The sequence below is a fragment of the Kaistia nematophila genome (assembly GCF_026343855.1).
GTDB classification, from domain to species: Bacteria; Pseudomonadota; Alphaproteobacteria; order Rhizobiales; family Kaistiaceae; genus Kaistia; species Kaistia nematophila.
Window position 1 is genome coordinate 303,226 of the sequence record NZ_JAPKNK010000004.1, and the last position, 20,489, is coordinate 323,714.

General features: G+C 68.3%; 15 protein-coding genes. 13 read left to right on the forward strand and 2 right to left on the reverse strand.

Translation table 11 applies throughout. The annotated features are described in order from the left end of the window. The first annotated feature begins 42 nt into the window (after positions 1-42). From ehuB to OSH07_RS12235, 8 genes are all read left to right on the forward strand, one after another. Positions 43-909 carry an ectoine/hydroxyectoine ABC transporter substrate-binding protein EhuB gene (gene ehuB, locus OSH07_RS12200; RefSeq protein WP_266338927.1) on the forward strand — a complete coding sequence of 289 codons (867 nt, stop codon included), beginning with the start codon at positions 43-45 and terminating at the stop codon, positions 907-909. A 68-nt stretch (positions 910-977) separates the two neighbouring features. Next, on the forward strand, positions 978-1,640 hold the full coding sequence (gene ehuC, locus OSH07_RS12205; RefSeq protein WP_266338928.1) for an ectoine/hydroxyectoine ABC transporter permease subunit EhuC: 663 nt from the start codon (positions 978-980) through the stop codon (positions 1,638-1,640). Next, complete coding sequence (gene ehuD, locus OSH07_RS12210; RefSeq protein WP_266338929.1) at positions 1,637-2,290, forward strand: ectoine/hydroxyectoine ABC transporter permease subunit EhuD; 654 nt, start codon at positions 1,637-1,639, stop codon at positions 2,288-2,290. The genes ehuC and ehuD overlap by 4 nt, the downstream gene beginning before the upstream one ends. Then, positions 2,277-3,077: an ectoine/hydroxyectoine ABC transporter ATP-binding protein EhuA gene (ehuA, locus tag OSH07_RS12215; RefSeq protein ID WP_266338930.1), complete on the forward strand. Its 801-nt coding sequence runs from the start codon at positions 2,277-2,279 to the stop codon at positions 3,075-3,077. Before ehuD ends, ehuA begins: the two co-directional genes overlap by 14 nt. A gap of 1 nt (position 3,078) precedes the next feature. Next, positions 3,079-4,218 (forward strand): aminotransferase class V-fold PLP-dependent enzyme, encoded by a 1,140-nt coding sequence (locus OSH07_RS12220; protein WP_266338931.1) that lies wholly within the window; start codon positions 3,079-3,081, stop codon positions 4,216-4,218. 19 nt (positions 4,219-4,237) lie between these two features. Beyond that, positions 4,238-5,425: a M24 family metallopeptidase gene (locus OSH07_RS12225; RefSeq protein ID WP_266338932.1), complete on the forward strand. Its 1,188-nt coding sequence runs from the start codon at positions 4,238-4,240 to the stop codon at positions 5,423-5,425. A gap of 223 nt (positions 5,426-5,648) precedes the next feature. Further along, positions 5,649-6,881: a multidrug effflux MFS transporter gene (locus OSH07_RS12230; RefSeq protein ID WP_266338933.1), complete on the forward strand. Its 1,233-nt coding sequence runs from the start codon at positions 5,649-5,651 to the stop codon at positions 6,879-6,881. Between the two features lie 139 nt (positions 6,882-7,020). Then, positions 7,021-8,493: a mannitol dehydrogenase family protein gene (locus OSH07_RS12235; RefSeq protein ID WP_266338934.1), complete on the forward strand. Its 1,473-nt coding sequence runs from the start codon at positions 7,021-7,023 to the stop codon at positions 8,491-8,493. A gap of 55 nt (positions 8,494-8,548) precedes the next feature. On the opposite strand, the gene OSH07_RS12240 is transcribed toward OSH07_RS12235, so the two are convergent. Next, on the reverse strand, positions 8,549-9,703 hold the full coding sequence (locus OSH07_RS12240; RefSeq protein WP_266338935.1) for an ROK family transcriptional regulator: 1,155 nt from the start codon (positions 9,701-9,703) through the stop codon (positions 8,549-8,551). Between the two features lie 150 nt (positions 9,704-9,853). On the opposite strand from OSH07_RS12240, the gene OSH07_RS12245 reads away from it, so the two are divergent. The 4 genes from OSH07_RS12245 to OSH07_RS12260 all read left to right on the forward strand — a co-directional run bounded on the left by OSH07_RS12245 (position 9,854) and on the right by OSH07_RS12260 (position 13,942). Beyond that, entirely contained in the window at positions 9,854-10,978 is a 1,125-nt protein-coding gene (locus OSH07_RS12245; RefSeq protein WP_266338936.1) for an SGNH/GDSL hydrolase family protein, read from the forward strand. A gap of 221 nt (positions 10,979-11,199) precedes the next feature. Then, complete coding sequence (locus OSH07_RS12250) at positions 11,200-12,135, forward strand: sugar ABC transporter substrate-binding protein (protein ID WP_266338937.1); 936 nt, start codon at positions 11,200-11,202, stop codon at positions 12,133-12,135. Positions 12,136-12,143: 8 nt separating this feature from the next. Continuing rightward, positions 12,144-12,941: an ATP-binding cassette domain-containing protein gene (locus OSH07_RS12255; protein ID WP_266338938.1), complete on the forward strand. Its 798-nt coding sequence runs from the start codon at positions 12,144-12,146 to the stop codon at positions 12,939-12,941. Beyond that, the gene (locus OSH07_RS12260; RefSeq protein ID WP_266338939.1) at positions 12,938-13,942 is read left to right on the forward strand and encodes an ABC transporter permease; all 1,005 of its coding nucleotides are present in this window, start codon (positions 12,938-12,940) and stop codon (positions 13,940-13,942) included. The genes OSH07_RS12255 and OSH07_RS12260 overlap by 4 nt, the downstream gene beginning before the upstream one ends. Before the next feature lie 45 nt (positions 13,943-13,987). On the opposite strand, the gene OSH07_RS12265 is transcribed toward OSH07_RS12260, so the two are convergent. Next, entirely contained in the window at positions 13,988-14,269 is a 282-nt protein-coding gene (locus OSH07_RS12265; RefSeq protein WP_266338940.1) for a hypothetical protein, read from the reverse strand. A gap of 240 nt (positions 14,270-14,509) precedes the next feature. Between OSH07_RS12265 and OSH07_RS12270 the strand changes: the two genes are divergently transcribed. Next, a complete protein-coding gene (locus OSH07_RS12270) occupies positions 14,510-20,476 on the forward strand; it encodes a DUF3320 domain-containing protein (protein WP_266338941.1) in 5,967 nt (1,988 codons plus the stop codon). The last annotated feature ends 13 nt before the right edge of the window (positions 20,477-20,489 follow it).

The following is a 20,489-nucleotide window of genomic DNA, read 5'->3' on the forward strand; positions in this document are numbered from 1 at the left end:
AATTGGGTCGCGCCTCAATTTCCAGCAAATAAGGGGAACCAAGTGGATTTCACGCGCAGACATTTCCTGCACCTCGCCGGCGGAGCGGCGGCCGGTGCCGCCCTCCTGCCCTCGGTCACGCCCGCCTTCGCCGCCGACGGCGTGCCGAAGACGCTTCGCGTCGGCATGTCGAACCAGCTGCCCTATGCCTTCCTGGATGACGCCGGCAACCTGACCGGCCAGTCGCCCGACGTGCTGCGCGCCGCCATGCGCGACGCCGGCGTCGACAAGATCGAGGCGACGCTGACCGAGTTCGGCGCCCTGATCCCCGGCCTCGTCGCCGGCCGCTTCGACGTCATCTGCACCGGCCTGTTCGTGCGGCCGCAGCGTTGCGAGGCGATCGCCTTCGCCAATCCGGATTCGCTGAGCCGCGAGGGCCTGGTCGTCGCCGCCGGCAACCCGCACAAGCTGAAGTCGCTCGACGACGTCGCCAAGTCGGACGCGCTGAAGATCGGTTTCGTGCGCGGCTCGGTCGACGAGGCCTATGTGAAGGCCGCCGGCATTCCGGAAGCGCGCTGGGTCGTGCTGCCCGACGTGCCGACGCTGTTCGCCGCCATCAAGGGCGGCCGCGCCGATGCGGTGATCAGCTCGCTGGTCATCATCGCGGCGACGCTCGACACCATGAAGGATCCGGCGCTCGAGCTGGTTACCGACTTCGTCGACCCGGTCGTCGACGGCAAGCCGGCGATCGACTACGCCGCGATGGGCTTCCGCAAGGCCGACACGGCCCTGCTCGCCGCCTACAATGCCGGCCTCGCCAGGCTCGTCCAAAGCGGCGAGATCGTCGCGATCAACCAGAAGTGGGGCCTGCCGGCCGCGCTGAGCCCGAACGCGGAAACCCCGTCGATCGAGACGCTCTGCAAGGCCTGACGCCACCCGGCCGGGAGGAGCGATCCTCCCGGCATTCCCTCCCGTGCCGCCGCGAGACCACCAGACCGATGCAGGGCCTCCTCGACTTGCTCCCCCAGCTCCTCAAGGGAGCGCAGATGTCGCTGCTGGTGACGCTCGCCGCCGCGCCGATCGCGCTGTGCCTGGCGATCGCGGCCGGCCTCGCGCGGCGCGCGCCGTCGCGGCTATTGCGCTGGATCGCGGTCGGCTATGTCGAGATCTTCCGCGGCACCTCGCTCGTCGTCCAGCTCTTCTATTTCTACTACGTGATGCCGCTGGTCGGGATCAGCCTGGAACCGGTGACGACCGGCATCCTGGTGCTCGCCCTCAACCACGGCGCCTATGGCTCGGAAGTCGTCCGCGCCGGCCTCGGCTCGGTGCCTAAGGGGCAGCACGAAGCCTGCCTGGTGCTCGGCATGTCGGCGCCGCTCGCCATGCGCCGCATCATCTTCCCGCAGGCCTTCGTCGCGATGCTGCCGCCCTTCGGCAACCTCCTGATCGAACTCCTGAAATCGACCTCGCTGCTGTCGCTGATCACCATCTTCGACCTCTCCTTCGCCGGCAACGCCCTGTTCCAGACCACCGGGCGCACCATCGAGGTCTACGGCCTCGTCCTCGTCCTCTACTTCGTCATGGCGACGGGCCTGACCCTCGTCATGCGCCGGATCGAGGCCTGGTTCGGCGCCGGCCGCGAGAAGGAGTTCCGGGCATGATCTTCGACCTCTCCTACATGCTGCAGATCACGCCGCTGCTTCTGAAGGGCGCGGTGGTGACGCTGCAGGCGACCGTACTCGGCACGCTGCTCGCCGCCATCCTCGGCCTCGGTCTCGCCATCCTGAACCGCTCGCGCTTCCGCCTGGTGCGGCACGCCACCACCGCGGTGATGATGTTCGTCCGCAACACGCCGCTGCTGATCCAGCTGTTCTTCCTGTTCTACGTGCTGCCGCAATACGGCATCGCGCTGCCGGCCTTCGTCACCGGCACCATCGCGCTCGGCATCCATTATTCGACCTACATGGCCGAGGTGTACCGCGCCGGCATCGCGGCGGTGCCGCGCGGCCAGTGGGAAGCCGCCTACGCCCTCAACATGACCCGCCGGCAGATGTGGCTGCGCGTCGTCCTTCCGCAGGCGATCCCGCCGATCATCCCGGCGCTCGGCAACTACACCGTGTCGATGCTGAAGGAGACGCCGCTGCTCGCCACCGTCGGCATCCTCGAACTGCTGGGCATGGCCCTCTTCGAGGCCGCCCGCACCTATCGCTACTACGAGCCGCTGACCCTGGTCGGGATCATCTTCCTGATCTTCAGCCTGATCTCGGCGGTCCTCATCCGAATGCTGGAGAAGCGCTTTGCAACCCGATAACCCCTCGCCCGCCGTCCCGGCGCTCCGGCTTCGCGGCGTCAGCAAGCACTTCGGCGAGCTGACCGTGCTCGACAATCTCGACCTCGACGTCGAGGCCGGCGAGCGCATCTCGATCATCGGCCGCAGCGGTTCCGGCAAGACGACGCTGCTTCGGGTGGTGATGACGCTGGAACAGGCCGATACCGGCATCATCGAGGTGTTCGGCCGCCCGCTCGGCTGGCGCTTGGAAGGCGGCCGACGCGTCGCCATCGACGCGAAGGCCAACCGGGCCGTCCGCGCCGACATCGGCATGGTCTTCCAGCAGTTCAACCTGTTCCCGCACATGACGGCGATCGAGAACGTCATCGAGGCGCCGGTGCATGTGAAGGGCGAGGCCCGCGCCAGCGCCCGCGAGCGCGGCATGGCGCTGCTTCAGCAGGTCGGTCTCGCCGACAAGGCCGATCACTATCCGCGCCAGCTTTCCGGCGGCCAGCAGCAGCGCGTCGCCATCGCCCGGGCGCTCGCCATGCAGCCGCGCATCCTGCTGTTCGACGAGGTCACCTCGGCGCTCGATCCCGAGCGCGTCGACGAGGTGCTCGACGTCATCGGCGCGCTCGCCGAGAGCAACGAGATCACCATGCTGATCGTCACGCACGAGATGCGCTTCGCCCGCGATGTCGCGACGCGGACGATCTTCATGGAGAACGGCCTGGTGGTCGAGGACGACAAGCCTTCCATCGTCTTCGGCAATCCGCGGATGCCGCGCACGCAGTCCTTCCTCAAGAGCATCCTCGACAAAGGGCTCTGAAATGGCTTCGGCCCCTGCTCCGATCGATCGAGGATCGCTCCTGCTTCCCGACGGCGTCCATCACCTGCTCTCCGGCGGCGAGGCGCCGATCCCGCGCGCGACGCTCGACGCCTATCGCCGCTATGCCGAGGCCAAGGCCGCCGGACTGCCGGGCCGCAACGCGCTCGAAGCCGAACATGCCGCCGCCCGCGAGACCCTCGGCCGCCATCTCGGCATGCAGGACGGCCACGACATCGCCTTCCTCGGCTCGATGAGCGCGGCGCTCGCCGCCGCGATCGGCGCGTTCGACTGGCGCGACGGCGACAATCTCGTCGTGCTCGCCGACGAATTCCCCTCCGTCGTGCTGGCCGGCCGGTCGGTCGAGCGCCTCGGCGTCGAGCTCCGCGTCGTCCCGGTCCGGCCGGGCGAAGCGCCCGAAGAGGCCATCCTCGGCGCCGTCGACGCGCGCACCCGGCTCGCCGCGATCAGCCATGTCAGCTTCCGGCACGGCCTCCGCATCGACGTGCCCGCTCTCGCGACCCGGCTGCATGCGGCGGACGTGGCGCTGGCGCTCGACATCTCGCATTCGCTCGGCGTGCTGGAGATCCCGGTCGCGGAGTGCGACATCCTCGTCTCCTGCGGCCACAAGTTCCTGCTCGGCGCGCATGGCACCGGCATCCTCGTCTGGAACGAAACCCGCCTCGGCCGGCCGGCCCATGCGACGCCGAGCTGGTCGTCCGTGCGCGACTACGACACGGCGGATGGCAGGCTCGCCTTCACGCCGCTCGAGGGCGGCCGCGCCTTCGAGATGGGCAATGCCGATTTTCCCGCCCTCTACGCGCTGAACTCGGGGCTCGACCTGCTGGCCCGAAGCTGCCCCGCCGCGATCGAGCGGCACGCCTTGGCGCTGTCTGGCGAGCTTCGCGCCCGCCTCGCCGCCGCCGGGCATGCCGTCTGGACGCCGGAGGCCAGCGAACGGCGCGGCACCAGCATCGCCATCGGCATGGCCCGCTCCGTCGAGGTCGCCGCCCGCCTCGCCGAGGAAGGGATCCTGGTCGCCTCCGGCGACGGCCGCATCCGGATCTCGCTCCACGGCTTCAACACCGAAGCGGACGTCGCGGCCGTCGTCGACGCCCTGTCGCGCGCCGTTTCGAACCCATAACGACAAGAGAAAGAACGACATGAACGCCAAGGTTCCCTATGCGTGGACCGACCGCCAGCCGTGGCTCGAGCTCGATTTCGCGCCGGAGGAGTTTCAGTCCCGCATCGCCGCGGCGCAGGCACAGCTCCGGGCGGCCGGAAAAGAGGCGCTGCTGGTCTGGGAAGACGCCGATCGCGGCGGCAATGTCCGCTACCTCTCCGGCTTCAACATGGTCTGGGGCACCTCGGTCGTCCTCGTCCACCGCGACCGTGAGCCGGTGCTGGTGACGAACGCGATCGCCCATGGCGAGCCGATGCATTCGAACATCCAGTCGAGCTGGATGACGGATGTCCGCGTCTCCTTCGCCGGCACGACCGACGACCTGCTGGCGATGAGCCTCGACGTCCTCGGCCAGTGGCGGGTCGCTCCCGACGCGCTCGTCGTCGCCGGCCTGGCGCAGATCCCCTATTTCACGGCCAGGGCCATGGCCGCGCGCTGGAGCGACGCGGCGCTCGTCGCCGGCGACGCCATCCTCGACCGGCTGCGCCGCATCAAGAGCCCGGCCGAGATCGCCATCATCCGCCGCGTCGCCGATCTGACCGCGCGCGCCATGGAGCAGGCGATGGACGCGGCCGCCGTCGGCGCCAGCGAAAGCGACGTCGCCGCCGCGGCGCACCAGGCCTGCATGGCGGCCGGCGCCGAGCGCATGTCGTTCGGCTGCTTCCCGGTCGCAGGTCCGCGCGGCGCGCTGAAGAACGTGTTTCCGAGCCCGCAGAATATCATCAGGCCGGACGATCTCGTCGTCATCGACCTCGGCTGCAAGCTGTTCGGCTACCAGTCCGACATGTCGCGCAACGTCGTCGCCGAGCCGTCGCCGCAGGTCGCCCGCATCCTCGCCGCGACGGAGGCCGCCAACGACGCCGCCTTCGCCCATGTGAAGCCCGGCGTCACCACCCATTCCGTCATCGAGACGATGAACGCGGTGATCGCCGAGCGCGGCTTCGCGGCATGGGACTTCACCCTGTGTCACGGCTTCGGCCTCGACCTGACCGAGACGCCGGTCTTCCGCAACCGGCCGCCGCTGACGCTGGAGGCCGGCATGTGCTTCTACGTCGAGCCGATCATCGCCGACGAAAGCTTCGGCTGCGCCTGCATCGAGGACATGCTGCTGGTGACGGCGGAAGGCTGCGAGAAGCTCTCGCCCACGCGCGGCCCGGCCTGGCGCTAGCGGCGGATCCCCTTCTTCCTGAAGGCCGCCTAACGGTCGCGGGCCGCCCGGGTCCGCGACCGCAGCCTTCAAGGCCGCAGGAACACGGAAAAACGCGCGCGCCACGCCGCATCTGGTTGCGCGCGAGCGTCGGACGCCTGCGACCAAGCGACCGGCTGAGCCCAGTGGCCGCGCCACGTCGATGGGCCTATAGTCGCCGGATTGAATCGATACAGAGCCCGCAATGCCCCGTTTCCTCAATCCGCATTCGACCGGCTTCCTCGTGCTGCTGAGCCTCTGCAGCGGCCTGCCGGCCCTCGGCACCGACATGGCCCTGTCGGGCACTTCCGCCATCGCGGACGCCTTCCAGGTTCCGGTCAGCGATGTCGGGCTGGCGCTCAGCGCCTTCATGATCGGCTTCGCCGGCTCGCCGCTCCTCTATGGACCGCTGGCCGACCGGTTCGGCCGCAAGCCGGTGATCCTGGTCGCGAGCGCCATCTTCACGCTCGCCAGCATCGGCTGCGCGCTGGCGTCGACCCTGCCGGAGCTGCTCGCCTGGCGGCTGGCGCAAGGCATCGGCGCCGGGGCGAGCCGTTCCCTGCCGACCTCCATCGTGCGCGACCTGTTCGACGGCGCCGTCGCACGGGCGAAGATGTCCTATATCGGCCTGATGGGCCTGCTGGCGCCGATCTGCGCGCCCACCATAGGCTCCGGCCTGCTGCTGCTTTCCAGCTGGCGCGGCATCTACGGCTTCCTGGCGCTGATGGGCGGCGCCGTCTTCGTCGCGATGCTGTTCGGCTATGGCGAGTCGTTCACGCCGACGGCCCAGAACAATCTCCGCCCCGGCCAGATCGCGGCCAACTACGCCGAGACATTCCGGCATCGACAGTCGCTCCGCTACACTCTCGTGGCGACGCTGTCGTTCGGCTGCCTGTTCTCCTATGTGAGCGGCTCGCCCTTCGTGCTGATGGAAGCCTACGAGCTGGGCCCGACGGCCTATGGCCTGACCTTCGCCTTCACGACGGTGGCGCTGCTGGCCGGCAATTTCGTCAACGGCAAGCTGAACGCGCGCGCCGTCTCGCCGCGCATTCCGCTCGCCATCGGGCTTGGCCTGGCGGCAGCGACCTCGACGGCGCTGGCCGTGCTTTCGATGACGGTCCACATCCCGCTGCCGCTGCTGCTCGGGCTGGTGGCGCTCTGCATGTTCTCGGCCGGGCTCATCTTCGCCAATGCGATCCAGCTTGCCCTGCAGCCGCTGCCGCATATCGCCGGCGTGGCGAGCGCCGCGCTTGCGGCCTGCCAGCTCGGCCTCGGCGCGATCGCCGGGGCGGCCGTCGCCTATTTCTTCGACGGCCGGACGCCGCTTTCGACCGCCGCCGCGATGGCGATCTGCGCCTGGCTGTCGCTGGCGGTCTATCGCCTGCTGCCGGCGGAGGCGAGCCAGGGCGAGGCGGCCGCAGTCATCGCCACGGAGTGACCTGCAGGACCAGCCCGATCGCAGGCGGCCGGGCGAAAGATGCGTCCGGCCAGCCCCGGCCCGCGGCAAGACCGGCGACAAGTTCCGCCGGCGGCGCTATGACGGGCTCCAACGCAGCCATCAGGGCGGACCCGAAACCATGCACGCTCTCTCTTCCGCGCCACTTGCCTCGATCACCACCGCGACCGTGCCGACCTATGACCGGGCCGCGCTGAAGGCCGGTATCCTGCATTTCGGCCTCGGCAACTTCCATCGCGCCCACCAGGCGGTCTATCTCAACGACCTCTTCCAGAGCGGCCAGGGCCATGACTGGGCCATCATCGGCGCCAGCGTGCGCGAGGCGGATGCGCCGATCCAGCAGAAGCTGAAGGGCCAGCACTGGCTGACCACCGTGGTGGAGCAGGAGGCCGACCGCGCCAGCGCCACCATCACCGGCGCCATGATCGACTACATCGCGCCCGGCGACACCGCCGCGATCCTCGCCAGGCTGCGCGACCCTGCGATCCGCATCGTCTCGCTGACCATCACCGAGGGCGGCTACTACATCGACCCGGCGACGCAGGCCTTCGACGCCAACCACCCGGATATCGCCCACGACGCCACCCACCCCGACGCGCCGCGCACCACCTTCGGCCTGATCCTCGCCGGCCTCGTCCATCGCCGCGACAACGGCATCGCGCCCTTCACCGTGATGAGCTGCGACAACATCCCCGGCAACGGCCACGTCACCGAGAACGCCATCGCGGGCCTCGCGGAAAAAATCGACCCGGCGCTGGCGCGATGGGTGCGCGACACCGTCGCCTTCCCCAACAGCATGGTCGACCGCATCACCCCGGCGACGACCGAGCGCGAGCGCGACATCCTCGCCCGCGACTTCGACATCGACGATGCCTGGCCGGTCTTCTGCGAGAGCTTCCGGCAATGGGTGCTGGAGGATCAATTCCCGGCGGGACGGCCGGCGCTCGAGGCGGTCGGCGTGCAATTCGTGCCCGACGTCGCTCCCTACGAGCACATGAAGATCCGCATCCTGAACGGCGGCCACGCCACGATCGCCTATCCGGCGAGCCTGCTCGGCATCCACTTCGTCCACGAGGCGATGGAGGACGAGCAGATCGCGCGCTTCCTGGCCAAGGTCGAGGCCGACGACATCGTCCCGATCGTACCGCCCGTGCCGGATACCGACCTCGGGGCCTATTTCGCGCTCTGCCAGCGCCGCTTCGGCAATCCCAAGATCGGCGACACCAACCGTCGCCTCGCTCATGACGGCGCCAACCGCCAGCCGAAGTTCATCATCCCCTCGGCGGCCGACAACCTCGCCGCCGGCCGCGACGCGCCCGGCCTCGCGCTCGTCAGCGCGCTCTGGTGCCGCTACTGCTTCGGCACGACGGACGCGGGCGCGCCTGTCGAGCCGAACGATCCGAGCTGGGACCGCCTCAAGGAAACCGCCCGGCAGGCGAAGGACGACCCGCAGGCCTGGCTGGCGATGCGCGACATCTATGGCGACGTCGGCGCCAACCCGCGCTTCGCCGCGAACTTCGCCCGCGCGCTGAACAGCCTCTGGACGAATGGCGTCCGCGCCACGCTCGAAAGCTACCTCGCCGGTACCCTGTAGGCCGGGCGGAAACCGCGGAACCCGTCTCGACGCGGCGCGCGATCGCGCGCCGCGCTCAATCGGATCTTGAAAGGGTCGCGCCGGAGCTGATCTCGGCCTGGGGAAAGAAGCGGTCGACGAGCGGCAGGCAGGCTGCGCCGAGGCTGACCGCGCGCCGCTCGCTCGTGCCCTCGCGGATCGCGAGCTTCGCAGCCATGCCGGCATCGAGCCGCGCCAGCTCGCTCTTCACCGAAACGACGATGCGCCGGCGCACCGCGGGCGGCAGCAATCCGTCGATGACAGCGAGCTCGCAGCCGATCGTCACCGAAACCGAATAGACGGCATGGGCGATGCCTCGGGCCAGCGCGGCAAGGCGCCGCTCGTCCGAGATCGCGTCGGGATGCTCGACGAGCGTCCAGAGCGGCACCGTCGCGCCGTCGAGCCCCGGAACCGGAACCTTGCCGATACCGAGGCCGGCAGCATCGCGGGCAAAATGGATCTGGCCGTTCTGGACCAGGCCGCCGCCGAGGGAATCGCCGATGAACAGATAGGCGAAGCTCGGCACGCCGCTGCCGAGGCCATAGATGAGCTCGCCGCTGCAGGCGGCGACGGCGTCGCTGCTGATGTAGGTGGCGAGGTGAAGCTGACGGCCGAGCGCCAGCAGGGTTTCGTCGACCTCGGCCAGATGGGGGGCGGACTGCGCCTCGTGCCGGCCGGCCGCGACCGCGACGCCGATCCCCTGCAGCCGGGCATTCGCCTCGGCATCGAAGTCGGAGCGGATGTCGACCACCGCCTTGCGGGCCAGCGCGGCGACATCCCCGAGGGTGCGTCCCTCGAGCGAGAAGCGGCGCTCCGCGACGACGAGGCCGGTGAAGTTGACGAGGACGAGATGCGCCTCGCGCTCGCCGACATGGAGGCCGAAGAACATCGCGCCGGCGGCGTGCAGGCTGAGCGGCACGAAGGGCTGGCCGACCTTGCCGCGCACCGGCGCGCCGGCGACCAGAAGCCCGGCCTCGACCAGGCTGCGCGCGATGACCGAGGCGGTCTGCGCGGTCAGCCCCGTCAGTTCGGCGATCTGCGCCTTCGACAGCTGGCCATGGGTACGGATGAGCGACAGGACCAGCCGCTCATTGGCCGCGCGCAGCCCGACCTGGTTGGAGCCGAGGCTGAAGCTCGCCTGCTCGGAAGGGTGGCGCCGCAGAACCGTCGTACCTGGAATATGTCCGGTCAAATCATCCTCATCGCCGCTTCCGCTTGGATAAATAACTAATGTTGAGTTATCTATTGGCGTGCCTCTAGGGTCAAGCGTAGCGTCGAAGTCCCGAAATTTGAAGGTTTTCCAATGACAAAGCGGTGGTGTCCAAGCTGGACGGCGGCCCCCATGAACGTCTGGGCGGCCGATGGAGCCCTGTCGGGCTTCTACAACCAGACGATCCGGGAAGTGGCCCGGATCAGCATCGGCGGCGAACGGCTGGTGCTGCGGCTGACCAATGAATTCGGCGACAGGCCGTTCCAGCTCGACGCCGTACAGATCGCCATGGCCGGCGAAGGCGGCGCCGCCGAGCCGCTGACGACGCGGCCGGTAACGTTTGGCGGCAGCCGCAGCGCGACCATCCACGCCGGCTCCCCCCTGTTCAGCGACCCGATCGATCTCGCGGTCGGTCCGCTCGCCCGCGTCGCGGTGAGCTATTATTCGAGCGGCTTCATCCCGGTCCACACCCATCATTTCGAGGCACAGCAGACCGCCTTCATCTCGGTGCCGGGGAACTTCGCCGCCGCCGAGCAGATGATCGTCCAGCAGACGACGACCAGCCGCTATCTGCTGAGCGCGATCCACTGCGAGACGGAGACGGCGACCGGTGGCGTCGTCTGCATCGGCGATTCCATCACCGACGGCTATGGTTCCAGCATCGACGGCGATTGCCGCTGGCCGGATATCCTCGCGGAACGCTTCCAGCAGCACGGACACGAATCCCTGGCCGTCGTGAATCTCGGCATCGGCGGCAACCGCATCCTGCACAACCGCCGCGGCCAGAAGCTGCTCGAGCGTTTCGATCGCGACGTGGCGAGCCTGGCCGGCATGACGCACCTGGTCGTCCTCGAGGGCGTCAACGACATCGTCTGGCCGCATACCGTGCTCGCCGGGCCCGACGAGGAGGTGCGCGCGGACGACATCATCGCCGGCCTCCGCCAGGTGATCGCCCGAGCCCGGATCGCCGGGCTGAAGGTGGCCGTCGGCACGGTGACGCCGTTCGAGGGCACCATGTCGGAAGTGCCCAACAGCGGCTACTATACGGCCGGCAAGGAACGCACGCGGCAGGCCGTCAACAAGTGGATCCGCAGCCAGGACGACGACGTCCATGTCCTCGATTTCGACGCGGTGCTGCGCGACCCCGCCCACCCTGCCCGGCTGCTTCCGGCCTTTGACAGCGGCGACCACATCCACCCGAACGACAGCGGCTATCGCGCCATGGCCGAGGCGGTCGATCTGGGCTGGTTCAATTAAGTCATTCTGACTTACTTATTGACAAGCCGGCGGTGACATGGGCAAATGGCGACGTTCCGCGGGGAGGCGGAACGTTCCCTGGACGATCGAAAATGACAGCCGAGAACCCGACGAGCGGGAGCCCTTTGCCGGGCCTGCCCGAAGACCGCCGGCGTCGGGGGAACAACAAACCGAGGAGGAACGCCCCAATGCACAAGTCTCGACCTGCAGCCCATTCCGGAATGGCCCGCGTACTCGTCGCCGCCGGCCTGGCCGCCACGGCGCTGAGCGCGCTGCCGGGCGCCGCATCGGCAAAGCCGATCTCGTCCATCCTCTTCGTCAACCCGCTGCCCCAATATCCGGCCTGGCGGCTGATCGGCGACTGCCTCGCCGCCAAGGCGAAGGAACTCGGCATTCCCGAAACCGAAGCCGGCCCGACCGACGGTACGCTGAACACGACGCAGATGTTCACGCAGATCCAGCAGGGCATCGCCAACAATGCCGGCGCCATCATCACCTTTCCGGCCTCGGACGGCTTCGTGCCGATCCTGCAGCAGGCGAAGGCCGCCGACATCATGGTCGGCACGCTCTATGGCGCGGCTGGCACGGAAGCGGCGTCGGACGTCAATGTCGGCGCCAACTTCACCACCGTCGGCGAGATCTTCGCCGCCTCGATCGCCGAGCGCGAGGGACCCCAGAATGTCGGCCTGATGATCCAGGGACCGAGCGGCCCGGGCAAGGCCTTCCTCGACGGCTTCACCGCCGCCGCGGAAAAGTCGGGCAATGTGAAGGTGATCGCCGTCGTCAGCACCAATGACGACGCCAGCAAGGCGCTCGACCAGGCGAACGCGCTGCTGACGGCCCATCCCGAGATCAATGTCATCGCCTCGCACATGGGCAGCGCGACGCAGGGCGCCGTCTCGGCGATCAAGCAGCGCGACCTGGTCGGCAAGGTGGTGATGGTCGCAAACGGCGCCGCCGGCGGCGGCAAGGAAGGCCTGACCGACGGCACGGTGCACAGGCTGATGATGCAGGATCTGTGCAACGCCGGCGGTCAGGTCGTCGACGGCCTGGTCCGGCAGTCGAAGGGCGAGGGCGTGCCGAAGCAGGTCGATGTCGGCGTCCGCATGTTCGGCGCCGAAGGGATTGAGGACTATATCGCCAAGGGCTGGCAGTGAACCGCGCCGTGGCCTCCCAGCGGGAAGGAGCTCCGGGCAACCCCGGCGTTCCAGCCCTCGAACTTCGCTCGATCGGCAAGTCCTTCGGCAATGTGAGGGCGCTGACGAATGTCAGCCTCTCCGCCTATCCGGGCGAGATCCACGCCATCGTCGGCGACAACGGCGCCGGCAAATCCACCACGATGAAGGTGATGTGCGGCATCCATCGTGGCGATAGCGGCGAGATGCTGGTCGGCGGAAACCCCATCGTCATGCACGATCCGTCCGAGGCGCAGCGCCACGGCATCGCCGTCGTGCACCAGGACCTCGCTCTGGTCGAATGCCTCGACATCGCGACCAACATGTCGCTCGGCGCCATCCCCCGGCGCGGCCGCTTTTTCCTTGATCGCCCGCGCATGGAGCGCGAGGCGGCCAAGGTGCTCGACGACCTGCGCATTCGCGTCGGCTCGGTGCGGACCCAGATCGGCCTTCTGTCCGGCGGCGAACGCCAGATCGTCGCCGTGGCGCGCGCCGTCCGGCTCAACCTGCCGATCATGCTGCTCGACGAGCCGACCGCCGCCCTCGGCGTGCGCGAGACCGCCCATGTCGGCAACATCCTTCGCGACCTTCGCGCCAGGGGCAAGACGATCCTCTGCATCAGCCACGACTTCGATTTCGTCTTCCGCCATGCCGACCGCATCACGGTCATGCGACTCGGCAACTCGATCGCGACGCGACGCGTCGCCGAGACCACGCGCGACGAAATCGTCGGCCTTATCACCGGCGCGATCAAGGGTGCCGCATCCGAACCGGAGCCCCTGTCATGACCGCCACCGACTCGCTTTCCCCCCGCGCCCGTGGCAGCGAATGCCGCTTCGGCCTGGCGAGCCTGCTTCGGCCGGAGACGACGCTGATCGCGGTGATCGTCCTCATCGGCATCGCCGCGACGATCCGCAACCCGAACTTCGTCAACCCGCACAATCTCATCGATATCGCCCGCGCCGCGGTCATCTATTTCATCATGGCCTGCGGAGCGTCGCTGCTGATGATCGGCGGCGGCCTCGATTTCTCCGTCGGCTCGGTGTTCACGCTCGGCGGCCTGACGACGGCCTGGATGCTGACGGCCGGCCTGCCGTGGCCGCTTGCCGTCTGCGCCGGCATCCTGGCCGGCATGGTCGCCGGCTATGCCAACATCCTCGTCGTGGCGAAGCTTCATGTTCCTCCCATCATCGCCACGCTCGGCACCTTCTTCATCATCAGCGGCCTCTGCATCGTCGCCACCGGCGGCCAGGATATCCTTCCCCTGCCCCCGACCTTCCAGCGCCTCGGCCAGGGATCGATCTTCGGCGTGCCGTTCATCGTCCTCTATGCGCTGGTCATCGGCCTCGCCTTCTGGTTCCTGCTGGAGCGCACGCCGTTCGGCGTCGAGGTGCGGGCGCTCGGCGGCAACCGCAAGGCGGCGATCGCCAACGGCCTGCGGGTCGGCCGGATCGAGACGACGCTCTATGTCCTGGCCAGCGCCATGGCCGCGCTCGCGGGCATCATCTACGCCGCCCGTGTCGGCAGCGGCCAGGTGGCGGCGGGCGGATCCGCCGTGACGCTGTCGGTGGTGACGGCGGTGCTGATCGGCGGCATCAGCCTTCTCGGCGGTCTCGGCAGCATCACAGGCGTCGCCGTCGGCGCGCTGCTACTCTCGGAGATCGACAATGCGCTGATCGTCGCCAGCGTACCGCCGCAGTACAACAGCATCATCGTGGGCTGCATCCTGATCACGGCGGTCGCCATCGACCATCTGCGCCGGGAACGGCTCTACAAGACGAGGCGCTGAACGAAGCGGCGAACAGGGGCCGCCAGAGGGCACCGGGCCACTGCGTCACCTCTTCGAGCGTCTCGCGCTCCTGATCGCATCGCTTGACGAAGGCGGCGGCGAGGCGGGCGCGCGGCGCGCACGAACGACGTGGCTGTCTCCCGGCCCATAGCCGCCATGGGTGACGAGCGGAACCAGCGCCTTTTCGAAAAGATCATGCTTCGACAGGAAGGAGCGCACGACGCTGGGCACCATCCGGCGCCGTCGCGCCGCGCCTTCGTCGAGATGCCAGCGCAGCATCGCCTGGACGGTCGATTGGACATGCCGGCCGGCGATCTCCCGCAGCACCGGATCCTCCAGCGTGCCGCAGCCATTGCCCCCCGGAGAAGGTGAACCCGCCGATCGGCGACCACGCCTGTTTCAGGATGCGGTGCCGGTCATCGAGCCGCCATTACGACCCGCCCGCAAGACTACCCCGGCTCCAGCCGCTGCACCCGCAGCGGGAGACCTACTATTGACTGCAACCGGACAACGACAGCGCGGGTTGATTGCGGTAGTCTGCCGAAAACAAACGTCGGGGGGACGGCGGTGACTGAGCAGGTTCTGAATATTCGTGCGTTCGTCGCCGGGCATCTGAGCGTCGCCTTCCATCAGAACGCCATTCCGGCCATCAGCGAGATCGTCATCGAGAACGCGTCGGAGATCGACGCGACCGATCTACTCATCGAGATCGTCAGCGAGCCGGCCTTCGCGCGGCCCCTGGCCATCCGCATCGAACGGATCGCTGCCGGCGGCACCCACCATGTGAGGATGCCGGATCTTCCCCTGGATGCCGGCTATCTGCGCGGCCTCGCCGAAGGCGTGCGCGGTTCGCTCTCGTTCCGGCTTGCCGCGAATGGCGTACCGGTCGCGACCGAGATCGTCGAAATCCAGCTCCTGCCACCGGCGCAGTGGGGTGGCGTCGGCGCCGCGCCCGAGATTCTCGCCGCCTTCGTCCGCCCGAACGACCCCGCCGTCGACGCGGTCCTGCGCGATGCCGCAACCCGCCTTGAGCAGGCGGGAAAATCCGGCGCCATCGACGGCTACACGAGCGGCCGCAAGGAGCGGGTCTGGGAACTCGCCTCCGCGATCTGGTCAGCGCTGGCTGCCCGCGGGATCGCCTATGTCCTGCCGCCGGCGAGCTTCGAGCGGACCGGTCAGAAGGTCCGCGGGCCGAGCGATGTCATCGAACGCCGCGTCGGCACCTGTCTGGACACGACGCTTCTCTACGCTGCCTGCCTCGAGCAGGCCGGATTGCATCCGCTTGTCGTGCTGACGGCAGGACACGCCTTTGTCGGCCTGTGGCTCAAGGACGAGGGATTCCCCACCGCCGTGGTCGACGACGTGCAATTGCTTCGCAAGCGTCGCGATCTCGAGGACATGCTCTTCGTCGAGACAACGCTGCTGACACAGACGCCAGCCGCGCGCTTCGCGCATGCGATCGAAAAGGGCAACCGTCAGGTCGACGAGGATGCGAGCGCGCCGCTCGAACTCGCCATCGACATCCAGCGCAGCCGGTCGCGCGGCATTCGCCCGCTGGAACTCGGCGAGGCGGGCACGCCCGCGCGACCGCTCACCGACGCGCCGACCAGCGTGGTCGGCCTCGAGGAAGCACCTGACTTCGTGCAGGAGATCGTGGTTCGCGAGGAAGAGGATCCGACCGTCGACCGGCTCGAGCGCTGGAAGCGAAAGCTGCTGGATCTGACGCTGCGCAACAAGCTGCTCAACTTCAAGGATACACGGAAAGCGATCGCGCTCGACTGCCCGGCTCCAGCCGCCCTCGAGGACATGCTGGCCGGCGGCGAGCGGTTCAAGCTGCTCGGTCGCGCCGAGGTGCTGACGGGGGCTGACCAGCGCGACGCCGGCCTCTTCGAGACGCAGCGCCAGGATGACGGGCGCCGGTCCTTCCTGCTGCACGCGCTCTCGCAACGGGAGCTGCATACGGATCTCACCGACAAGGAACTCGACGCCCGGCTGACCGATCTCTACCGCCTGACTAGGACGGCCTTCGAGGAAGGCGGCTCCAACATCCTGTTCCTGGCCTTCGGCTTTCTGAAATGGTCCGCCAAGGAGGGAGCGGCTCCCTGCCGCGCGCCGCTGATCCTGATCCCTGCGTCGCTGCAGCGATCGAGCGTTCGTGCCGGCTTCCGGCTCGCGCTGCATGACGAGGAGCCGCGTTTCAACCCGACCCTCCTGCAGCTGCTGCGGCAGGATTTCAGCCTGCGGATGCCCGAACTCGAAAAGGACCTGCCGATCGACGATACCGGACTTGATGTCGACCGGATCCTGCAGATCGTGCGCACCCATGTTCGGGATCTTCCCGGCTGGGAGGTGACGGCGGACGTCATGCTGTCGACGTTCTCCTTCACCAAATTCCTGATGTGGAAGGATCTCGTTGACCGGACCGAGCTTCTGAAGCGCAACCCGGTCGTCCGCCACTTGATCGACACGCCGAAGCACAGCTACGGCGATTCCGCCTCCTTCCCCGAGGCGCATGACATCGATCGGAACCACCATCCGGTCGATGTGTTCGCGCCGCTCTCGGCGGATTCATCCCAGCTCGCAGCGGTGCTGGCCGCCGCTTCCGGCAAGGATTTCGTCCTGTTCGGACCGCCGGGAACGGGCAAGAGCCAGACCATCGCCAACATGATCTCGCAATGCCTGGCGCTCGGAAAGACGGTGCTCTTCGTCTCGCAGAAGACGGCGGCGCTCGAGGTCGTGCAGCGACGGCTGAAGGCGATCGGGCTCGGCGAATACTGCCTGGAAGTTCATTCGACCAAGGCGCAGAAAGCGCAGGTTCTCGGCCAGCTGAAGACGGCCTGGCATGAGCGGGCTGCGCCGGATGCCTCGCAATGGCACGAGGCGACAGCGGAACTCGGCCGGCTGCGGGACGAGCTCAATGCGCTGGTGACGGCACTGCATCATCGTCGATCGAACGGCATGACCGCCTATCAAGGCTTCAGCCAGGTGATCGGAACACGCGACCTCATCGAGGACATCGTGCTCGATTGGGGCCCGCGGGAGCACACCCCCGCCGAGCGCGACGCGCTTGCCGAAATCGTGCGCAAGCTTCGAACCGACATGGGAGCGATCGGCAACCCCGCCCAGCATCCCCTGCAAGGGCTCGAGGTCGTTTCCTGGACGCCGGCCTGGCGGACGCGCATTCTGGATGCAGGCAAGCATTACGTCGCGGCCGCCAACGCGTTCGAGGGCCTCGCGGAACACTTCGGAGAGACCGTCGGCCTGGCTGTGCCTGGGGACGCGGCCTCGCTCGGCGCTCTGGAGGCACTCGGGGCCGTATTGATCGATCCTGTTGCGCCGCTGGGGTCGCGCCTGCTCGGACCGGAAGGCGACGCGCTGGCCTCCGCCCTCGCCGCGATCGAGGACCTGCAACAGCAGGCGCTCGCCCCGACACGGCGGCTGCAGAGCGATTATGCGCCATCGATATTTGGCGAAGACCTGGCGGCGCTTCGCGCGGAATGGACCGAAGCCAGCGCTTCGAATTTCCTGGTCCGCGGCAGCCGGCAACGCAAGGTGCGCGACAAGCTGCAGGCCTTCGCCAGCAAGCCGGTCGGCGAGGATGTCGCGCGCGAGCTGATCGCCCTGATCGAACTGCGCGACATCATCGAGAAGGTGAACGAGGCTTCGGCGCCGTTGCGTGCCGCCGGCCTGAAGGCGAATGGCCTCGACGTCGAGCTGGAGGGCCTTCGCGCGGCCCTTGCCTGGTCCGAGAGCGCGCGCTCTGCCGCGGCCCGGATCGCCGGCCCGCTGGCGCTCCGGCCGGGAGACATCGTCGGCCATGTCATCATGCTGCTGCGCGATTATCGCGACCTGCTGGCAGCGGGCGGCCAGGCGCATTCCGCCTATCAGGCCTTTGCCACGGGACTTCGCGAGCTCGCGACGAGGGAGGCCGAGCTCGCCGACCTCGCGGCGCGACAGACGATCACGGAGCCGGGCGACGCCTGGCCGGGCGATGGACCGCAAATGGTTCAACGCTGGATGGCCAGCCTCAACCGCATCCAGGACTGGTGTCACTGGAACGCAACCGCCGAAAGCGCCAGGCAAAGCGGGCTGCGGCCGATCGTCGACGCCGTCGTCGCCGGACGGATCGCGCCCGACGCGGTCGAGGCGGCGTTCCGCGGCGCCTATGCGCGCTGGTGGATCGACGAGATCGTCACCAACGATCCCGTGCTGCGGTCTTTCTCGGTCACGCGCCAGGAGGATGCCATCGCGCGCTTCCGCGCGGCCGACGAGCGCGTGTCGGAGCTCGCGAAGCAGATCGTCCGCGCGCGGCTGAAGGGCGACATCCCGCCGCCCACGGCCTTCGGTGCCGATCCCGAATGGGGGACGCTGGCGCGCGAACTCACCAAACGAGCGCGCCATCAGCCGCTCCGGCAACTCTTTGGCACGATACCGACCGTGCTGACCCGGCTGACGCCCTGCGTGATGATGAGCCCGCTCTCGATCGCGCAATACCTGCCCGCCGACAGCCGGCCCTTCGACGTCGTCATCTTCGACGAGGCCTCGCAGATTCCGGTCTGGGACGCGATCGGCGCGATCGCGCGCGGCAATCAGGTGGTGATTGTCGGCGACCCCGAGCAATTGCCGCCGACCAGCGTGGGCGAACGCGGCATCGACGAGATCGAGGACGGCACCGACGTCGCCGACCAGGAGAGCATCCTCGACGAATGCCTGGCCTCCAACATCCCGCCGCGCCGGCTGACCTGGCACTACCGCAGCCGGCATGAAAGCCTGATCGCCTTCTCCAACCAGGAATATTATCGCGGCCAGCTGATCACTTTCCCGTCCGCCGTCACCGAGGACAGGGCGGTGCGCTACGTCCATGTGCCGAACGGCGTCTACGAGCGGGGCGCGGGTCGGGTGAACCGCGAGGAGGCCCGCGTGGTGGTCGCCGACATCGTGCGGCGACTGCGCGAACCGGATTTCGAGCGTGGCCGTTCCTCGCTCGGCGTCGTCACCTTCAATGGCGAGCAGCAACGCCTGATCGAAAATCTCCTCGATGCGGAGCGTCGCAACCGGCCTGAGCTGGAGCTGTTCTTCGATCCGAAGAGCTGGCACGAACCCGTCTTCGTCAAGAATCTGGAGAATGTTCAGGGCGACGAGCGCGACGTCATCCTCTTCTCAGTGGCGGTCGCGCCCGATGCGAGCGGACGCGCGGTCGCGACCATCAGCTCGCTGAACAAGGAGGGAGGACACCGCCGCCTCAATGTGGCGATCACGCGAGCCCGCAGGGAAATGGTCGTGTTCGCGACGCTGCATCCCGACCAGATCGACCTCTCCCGCACGGCCGCGCGCGGTGTGCGCGATTTCAAGCACTTCCTGGAGTTCGCCCAGCGCGGAACGCGCGCACTGGCCGAAGCCTTCGTCTTGACGGGAGGCGAGACGGAATCTCCCTTCGAGGATGCGGTGAAGAAGGCGCTCGAAAGCCGCGGCTGGATCGTCCATACGCAGATCGGCGTCTCGGGCTTCCGCATCGATCTCGGCATCGTCGATCCCGATGCGCAGGGACGCTATCTGGCCGGTGTCGAATGCGACGGGGCGACCTACCATCGTTCGGCCACGGCGCGCGACCGGGATCGCCTGCGCGAGAACGTGCTGATACAGCTCGGCTGGCGGATCCGGCGGGTCTGGAGCCCGGATTGGTGGATCAACGCGCCCGCCGCCTTCGAACGGCTGCACGACCAGCTCCTGTCCGATCTTGAGGCCGCGCGAGCGGAACGGGCGGCGCGCGAGGCGGACGTCACGGCGGCACCCGAGCCCAACATCGAATCGCCCTCGATCGAACCGCTCGCCATCGATGCGGCCGAGGCAGGCGCCGAAGCGCCCTATCCGACGGCAACGGATATCCTCACGCACTTCGTGGCGCAGGAAGCGCCGGCAGACTTCGACGAACCGGACCTTCCGCCGCCGCTGCCGCGATCCCCGTCAACCGCGACCTACGCGGCGCCGCCTCCCTCGCTGGCTGCAGCGCCACAGGTGACGGCGGCCGGATACCGCCAGACCGACCTCCGCGAGGCCGGCTTCGAGCCGGATGGCGAACGGTTCTACGATCCCGCGCACCAGTCCGCGATCCGGGCGATGGTCAAGCATGTCATCAGCGAGGAGGCGCCGATCTACGCGGACCTGCTCGTCCACCGCATCGCGCGCGCCCACGGCTTCTCCCGGGCCGCCAGCCGAATCCGCGAAACGGTGCTTGCCGCAGCAGGATCCGCCTATCCAAGAACGACGGATGACGCGCGGATACTGCTCTGGCGCCACGACCAGGATGCAACGGCGATCTTCGCCTTCCGCGGTCTCGCCGAGACGCGCGACCATTCCGACATTCCGATCATCGAGCTGGCCAGCCTGGCGCAGCTCTATCTGTCGGAAGGGGCCGATCGAGAGGAGGCCGTGCGACGGATGGCGCAGGAGCTGGACCTCGGCCGCCTTCGCGCCGCCACGCGAGAGCGCCTGGAACGCGCGGTCGACCAGGCCGAGAAGGCGGCGTCCGCCTGAGGGCGACGCCCGA

Excerpts from the sequence above, each read along its gene's own strand:
- ehuD (WP_266338929.1), top strand. The coding sequence starts at position 1,637 with ATGATCTTCGACCTCTCCTACATGCTGCAGATCACGCCGCTGCTTCTG.
- OSH07_RS12225 (WP_266338932.1), top strand. The coding sequence starts at position 4,238 with ATGAACGCCAAGGTTCCCTATGCGTGGACCGACCGCCAGCCGTGGCTC.
- OSH07_RS12250 (WP_266338937.1), top strand. The coding sequence starts at position 11,200 with ATGGCCCGCGTACTCGTCGCCGCCGGCCTGGCCGCCACGGCGCTGAGC.
- OSH07_RS12260 (WP_266338939.1), top strand. The coding sequence starts at position 12,938 with ATGACCGCCACCGACTCGCTTTCCCCCCGCGCCCGTGGCAGCGAATGC.
- ehuC (WP_266338928.1), top strand. The coding sequence starts at position 978 with ATGCAGGGCCTCCTCGACTTGCTCCCCCAGCTCCTCAAGGGAGCGCAG.
- OSH07_RS12220 (WP_266338931.1), top strand. The coding sequence starts at position 3,079 with ATGGCTTCGGCCCCTGCTCCGATCGATCGAGGATCGCTCCTGCTTCCC.
- OSH07_RS12230 (WP_266338933.1), top strand. The coding sequence starts at position 5,649 with ATGCCCCGTTTCCTCAATCCGCATTCGACCGGCTTCCTCGTGCTGCTG.
- OSH07_RS12235 (WP_266338934.1), top strand. The coding sequence starts at position 7,021 with ATGCACGCTCTCTCTTCCGCGCCACTTGCCTCGATCACCACCGCGACC.
- OSH07_RS12245 (WP_266338936.1), top strand. The coding sequence starts at position 9,854 with ATGAACGTCTGGGCGGCCGATGGAGCCCTGTCGGGCTTCTACAACCAG.